The organism is Streptomyces synnematoformans, from assembly GCF_039531005.1.
Taxonomy (GTDB): Bacteria; Actinomycetota; Actinomycetes; order Streptomycetales; family Streptomycetaceae; genus Streptomyces; species Streptomyces synnematoformans.
Window position 1 is genome coordinate 1 of sequence record NZ_BAAAPF010000381.1, and the last position, 6,095, is coordinate 6,095.

3 protein-coding genes are annotated in these 6,095 nt (G+C 77.2%); 1 reads left to right on the forward strand and 2 read right to left on the reverse strand.

Annotation, left to right across the window (positions count from 1 at the left end; all coding sequences use genetic code 11):
* Both ABD317_RS32460 and ABD317_RS32465 read right to left on the reverse strand, forming a co-directional pair.
* Positions 1-727, reverse strand: a 727-nt coding sequence (locus ABD317_RS32460) for an AzlC family ABC transporter permease (protein ID WP_344294720.1), incomplete at its 3' end; no start/stop codon positions are given.
* An 80-nt stretch (positions 728-807) separates the two neighbouring features.
* Positions 808-1,659, reverse strand: coding sequence for an AraC family transcriptional regulator (locus ABD317_RS32465; RefSeq protein WP_344294722.1), 852 nt, complete (start codon positions 1,657-1,659; stop codon positions 808-810).
* Between the two features lie 47 nt (positions 1,660-1,706).
* On the opposite strand from ABD317_RS32465, the gene ABD317_RS32470 reads away from it, so the two are divergent.
* Positions 1,707-6,095 (forward strand): Lhr family ATP-dependent helicase (locus ABD317_RS32470; protein WP_344294724.1); only part of this gene is annotated, 4,389 nt, incomplete at its 3' end.

The following is a 6,095-nucleotide window of genomic DNA, read 5'->3' on the forward strand; positions in this document are numbered from 1 at the left end:
CGGCGTCGTCCCGCGCGCGCCCGCGCGTTCGGCGGCCGTGCAGCGCCAGCACCAGCAGCGCGGCCAGCGCGGCCACCAGCACCGGCGTCCCGGCGGGCAGCACCGGCAGGGTGCCGAGCACGAGCACCACGGCGACGGCCGCGGTGGCCCGCTCCACGGTCCCGGTCAGCATCGGCCCCACCAGCGCCAGGAACACCGCCGGCCCGGCGGCGTCCAGCCCCCACGCGGCGGTGTCGCCGATGGCCTCGGCGCCGAGCACGCCGACGAGGGTGGTGACGTTCCAGCAGACGTACAGGGTCAGCCCGGTGACGACGAAGGCGATGCGCTGGGCGCGGCGGGTGGACCGGGCGATGGTGACGACGGTCGTCTCGTCGATCACCCACTGGGCGGCGAGCGGCCGGAGCGCCCGGGGCAGCCGGAGCATGGGGGCGAGGCGCAGCCCGTACAACGCGTTCCGTACGCCGAGGAAGAACGCGCCGGCTGCGGCGGCGAACGGGCCGCCGCCCGCGGCCACCGCGCCGGCGAGGGCGAACTGCGAGGCGCCGGTGAAGATCAGCAGGCTCATGGCGCACGCCTGCGCGGCGCTGAGCCCGGAGCCGGCCGCGGTGACGCCGAAGGCGAACCCGGAGATCCCGACGGCGACGCCGACCCCGAGGCCGTCGCGCAGCGCGGCGCGGTCCTCGGGCGCGGGATCGGCGGTGGGCGGAGGCTGTGCGTCTGTGGCCATGCGCCGGACGTTATGCGGTCGGGTTCTGACAGGTCTTGTACGTTCTTGCGCCCTGGCGGGAGGCCGGAACGCCGCCCCCTTCAGCCGGCCCGCTCCCGCCGGTACGCGCCCGGGGGGACGCCCACGATCCGGGTGAAGTGCCGGTTGAGATGCGGCTGGTCGGTGAACCCCACGGCCACCGCGGCCTCCGCCGGCCGCAGCCCCTCGTCCAGCAGCCGGCGCGCGCGGCGCACCCGGGCGTCGGTCAGCCAGCGGTGCGGCGGCGTGCCGTACGCCTCCTTGAACGCCCGCAGCAGCGCGAACGGCGACGTGCCCAGCTCCGCCGCCAGCGCCTCCAGCGTCGGGGGCGCCGCCATCCGCTCGTACAGCAGCGCCGGCGCCCGCGCGGCGGTCCGCGCGCCCGCGGACGCCACCGCGCGCCCCGGCAGCCGCGCGCCGTGGCGGCGCAGCAGGCGGGCCAGCACGACGCGGAGCACGCTGTCGGCGGCCAGCGGGTCGTCCTCCTCGGCGGCGCGGTGGACGTCGGCGATGAGCCGCGAGCCGCCGGGGTCGTCGACCATCGGCTCGCCGAAGCCTGCGGTGCCGCGGATGGCGGTGACCTCCGCCGCCACCTCGGCGACCAGGCCGGCGGACGGGTAGAGCGTCGCGTACGACCAGCCCTCGGCGGCGCCGGCGCGGGCGGTGTGCGGCACCTCGGGGTTGATCATGACGACGGTGCCGGGGCCGGCGAGCAGCACGCCGTCCGGCATGCCGACGGCCTCCACGCCGGCGGTGACGGCGCCGAAGACGTAGCCGTCGTGGGCGTGGGCGGGGAACGTGTGTCCGACGTAGCGGGCGCGCAGCAGGTCGAGGCCGGGCAGGCTGGTGTAGCGCCAGTGCCGGGCCCACTCGCCGTCGGCGCCGCCCGGCGCCCGCGCCGTACGCGACCCCATGGCGACAAGTGTGCTGGGTGTCAGTGGCCGGGTGCACGATGGTTCACATGGCGAGATCGGTGCTGGAGACGTTCGACCCGGCGACCCGGGCATGGTTCGAGGGCGCCTTCGCCGCGCCCACGGCGGCCCAGGAGGGCGCCTGGCGGGCGCTGGGCGAGGGCTCGGACGTGCTGGTCGTGGCGCCGACGGGCTCGGGCAAGACGCTGGCGGCGTTCCTCTCCGCGCTGGACGGGCTGACGGCGGCCCCGCCGCCGGCGGAGGCGCGCAAGCGCTGCCGCGTGCTGTACGTGTCGCCCCTCAAGGCCCTCGCCGTCGACGTCGAGCGGAATCTGCGCAGCCCGCTGACCGGCATCCGGCAGGAGGCCGTCCGGCTCGGCCGCCCGGAGCCGGAGGTGCGGGTGGCCATCCGCTCCGGGGACACCCCCGCGGCCGAGCGCCGCTCGATCGCGAACCGTCCGCCGGACATCCTCATCACCACGCCCGAGTCGCTGTTCCTGATGCTGACCTCCGCCTCGCGGGACGCCCTGGCCGGGGTGGAGACCGTGATCCTGGACGAGGTGCACGCCGTGGCGGGGACGAAGCGCGGTGCCCACCTGGCGCTCTCCCTGGAGCGGCTGGACGCGCTGCTGCCCCGCCCCGCGCGCCGCATCGGGCTGTCGGCGACGGTCCGGCCGGTGCAGGAGGTCGCCCGGTTCCTGTCGCCGGGGCGGCGGGTCGAGGTCGTGCAGCCGCCGTCGGAGAAGCGCTTCGACCTCTCCGTCGTCGTGCCCGTGGAGGACATGGGGGAGCTGGGCGGCCCGCCCGCGCAGGACGAGGGCGCCGGCGCCGACCGGCCGTCCATCTGGCCGCATGTGGAGGAGCGCATCGCCGACCTGGTGGCGGAGCACCGCTCGACGATCGTCTTCGCCAACTCGCGCCGGCTCGCGGAGCGTTTGTGCAACCGGCTGAACGAGATCGCGTACGAGCGCGCGGTCGGTGAGCCGGTCGCGGAGGACGCCCCGCCGCCCGCGGAGATCATGGCCCAGTCCGGCGCGGCGCAGGGCGCGCCCCCGGTGATCGCCCGCGCGCACCACGGCTCGGTCTCCAAGGAGCAGCGGGCCCGGGTGGAGGAGGAGCTGAAGGCGGGGCGGCTGCCGGCCGTGGTCGCCACCTCCAGCCTGGAGCTGGGCATCGACATGGGCGCGGTGGACCTGGTGGTGCAGGTCGAGTCGCCGCCGGCGGTGGCGTCCGGGCTGCAGCGGGTGGGCCGCGCGGGGCACCAGGTGGGCGCGGTGTCGCGGGGCGTGGTCTTCCCCAAGTACCGCGGCGACCTGGTGCAGTCGGCGGTGGTCACGGAGCGGATGCGCGAGGGCGCCATCGAGGCGCTGCGGATCCCGGCCAACCCGCTGGACGTGCTGGCGCAGCAGGTCGTGGCGATGACGTCGATGGACGAGTGGGACGTGGGGGAGCTGCTGGCGCTGGTGCGGCGGGCGGCACCGTTCGCCGCGCTGCCGGAGTCGGCGTTCACGGCCGTGCTCGACATGCTCGCCGGGCGCTATCCCTCCGACGCCTTCGCCGAGCTGCGCCCGCGGGTGGTGTGGGACCGGGTGGCGCAGACCGTCAGGGGCCGCCCGGGTGCCCAGCGGCTCGCCGTCACCTCCGGCGGCACGATCCCGGACCGCGGCCTGTTCGGCGTCTTCCTCGCCGGGGCGGATCCGAAGAAGGGCGGCGGCCGGGTCGGCGAGCTGGACGAGGAGATGGTCTACGAGTCGCGCATCGGCGACGTGTTCACGCTCGGCACGACGTCGTGGCGCATCGAGGACATCACCCGGGACCGGGTGCTGGTCTCCCCCGCCCCGGGGGCGCCGGGCAGGCTGCCGTTCTGGAAGGGCGACCAGCTGGGCCGGCCGCTGGAGCTGGGCCGGGCGCTGGGCGCGTTCCTGCGCGAGCTGAGCGGCATGGACCGTGCGGCGGCGCAGGAGCGGCTGCGGGCGGCTGGGCTGGACGCGTGGGCCGCGGGGAACGTCATCGCGTATCTGGAGGAGCAGCGCGCGGCCTGCGGGCACGTGCCGGACGACCGGACGATCGTCGTGGAGCGCTTCCGGGACGAGCTGGGCGACTGGCGGGTCGTGGTGCACTCGCCGTTCGGCGCGCAGGTGCACGCCCCGTGGGCGCTGGCGCTCGGCGCCCGCCTCACCGAGCGGTACGGGATGGACGCCCAGGTCATGCACGCCGACGACGGCATCGTGCTGCGCCTGCCCGACACCGACCTGATGGGCCTCGACCTGCTGGACGTCGACCCGGCGCCGGCCGCCGGCGGCGGGGTGGCGGACGCGGCCGGGGACGACGGGCAGTCGCCGGTCGGCGCGGCCGACGTCGTCTTCGACAAGGGCGAGGTCGAGCAGGTCGTCACCGACCAGGTGGGCGGCTCGGCGCTCTTCGCCTCCCGGTTCCGCGAGTGCGCCGCCCGCGCGCTGCTGCTGCCCCGCCGCGACCCGCGCAAGCGGACGCCGCTGTGGCAGCAGCGCCAGCGCGCCTCCCAGCTGCTCCAGGTGGCCAGCGAGTTCGGCTCGTTCCCCATCGTGCTGGAGGCCGTGCGCGAGTGCCTGCAGGACGTCTTCGACGTCCCGGGGCTGACGGAGCTGATGGGCGACGTCGAGAACCGCCGGGTGCGGCTGGTGGAGGTGACGACGCAGGAGCCGTCGCCGTTCGCCCGCTCGCTGCTCTTCGGCTACGTGGCGCAGTTCCTCTACGAGGGCGACTCGCCGCTGGCCGAGCGCCGGGCGGCGGCCCTGTCGCTGGACTCCCGGCTGCTCGCCGAGCTGCTGGGGCAGGCGGAGCTGCGCGAGCTGCTGGACGTCGAGGTGCTGACGGAGCTGGAGCGCGAGCTGCAGTGGCGCACGGACGACCGGCGGATCAAGGACGCCGAGGGCGTCGCGGACGCGCTGCGCGTGCTCGGGCCGCTGACGGACGGGGAGCTGGCGGAGCGCGGCGCGGAGCCGGCGTGGCCGCGCGAGCTGGAGCGCGCCCGCCGGGCGATCCGGGTGCGGCTCGCGGGGGAGCCGCACTGGGCAGCCGTCGAGGACGCCGGCCGGCTGCGGGACGCGCTGGGGACGGCGCTGCCGGTGGGCGTGCCGGAGGCGTTCACGGAGCCGGTGGCCGACCCGCTGGGCGACCTGCTGGCGCGCTTCGCCCGTACGCACGGGCCGTTCACCTCCGGGCAGGCCGCGGCCCGCTTCGGCCTGGGCGCGGCGGTCACCGACGGCGCGCTGCAGCGCCTCGCGGCGGCGGGGCGGACGGTGCAGGGCGAGTTCCATCCGGCCGGCATCGGTCAGGAGTGGTGCGACGCGGCGGTGCTGCGGCGGCTGCGGCGCCGGTCGCTGGCCGCGCTGCGCGAGGAGCTGGAGCCCGTCGCCCCGGCCGCCCTCGCGGCGTTCCTCCCGCGGTGGCAGCACCTGGGCACCCACAGCCTGCGCGGCACCGACGGCCTCCTCCGGGCGGTGGAGCAGTTGCAGGGCGCGCCGGTGCCGGCGTCGGCGCTGGAGAAGCTGGTGCTGCCGGCGCGGGTCGCGGGGTACGTACCGACGATGCTCGACGAGCTGACGAACTCGGGCGAGGTGATCTGGGCCGGCGCCGGCGCGCTGCCCGGCAAGGACGGCTGGATCTCCCTGTATCCCGCGGACTCCGCGCCGCTGCTGCTGCACGAGCCGCACCCGCTGGAGGCCACCCCCCTGCACCAGGCCGTGCTGACCGCCCTGACCGGCGGCTACGGGCTCTTCTTCCGGCAGATCGCCGAGCAGGTCCGCGCCGCCCACCCGGACGTCACCGACGCGCAGCTCGCCGACGCCGTCTGGGACCTGGCCTGGTCCGGGCGGCTGACGAACGACACCCTCGGCCCGCTACGGGCCCTGCTCGGCTCGGGCCGCACCGCGGGCGCGACCGCGCACCGTGCGAAGCGGCCCGCGCCGCGCGGGCGCTACGGCAGCCTGGCGGTCGCGGGCGCCGCCCGCACCGCGTCCCGGAACGGCCCGCCGACCGTCTCCGGCCGCTGGTCCCTGCTGCCCGGGCGCGAACCGGACGCCACGCACCGCGCCCACGCCCTGGCCCGCACGCTGCTGGACCGGCACGGCGTGGTCACGCGCGGCGCGGTGGCGGCGGAAGGCGTGGAGGGCGGCTTCTCCGCGGCGTACCGGGTGCTGTCGGCGTTCGAGGAGACGGGCCAGGCCCGCCGCGGTTACGTCGTGGAGGGGCTGGGCGCGGCCCAGTTCGCGATGGACGGCGCGGTGGACCGGCTGCGGGCGGTGGCCACGAGCCGGGAGCGCGGGGGCGGCGCGGACGCCGTCGCCGGGGTGCCGGAGGACGACGGGTTCGCGGCCGAGGAGGGCCCGGCGGGCTCGTACGACGGCCTCACCCTCGGCGCCGACCGCGGCGGCGGGCGCCCGCGGGGCGATGGCCCG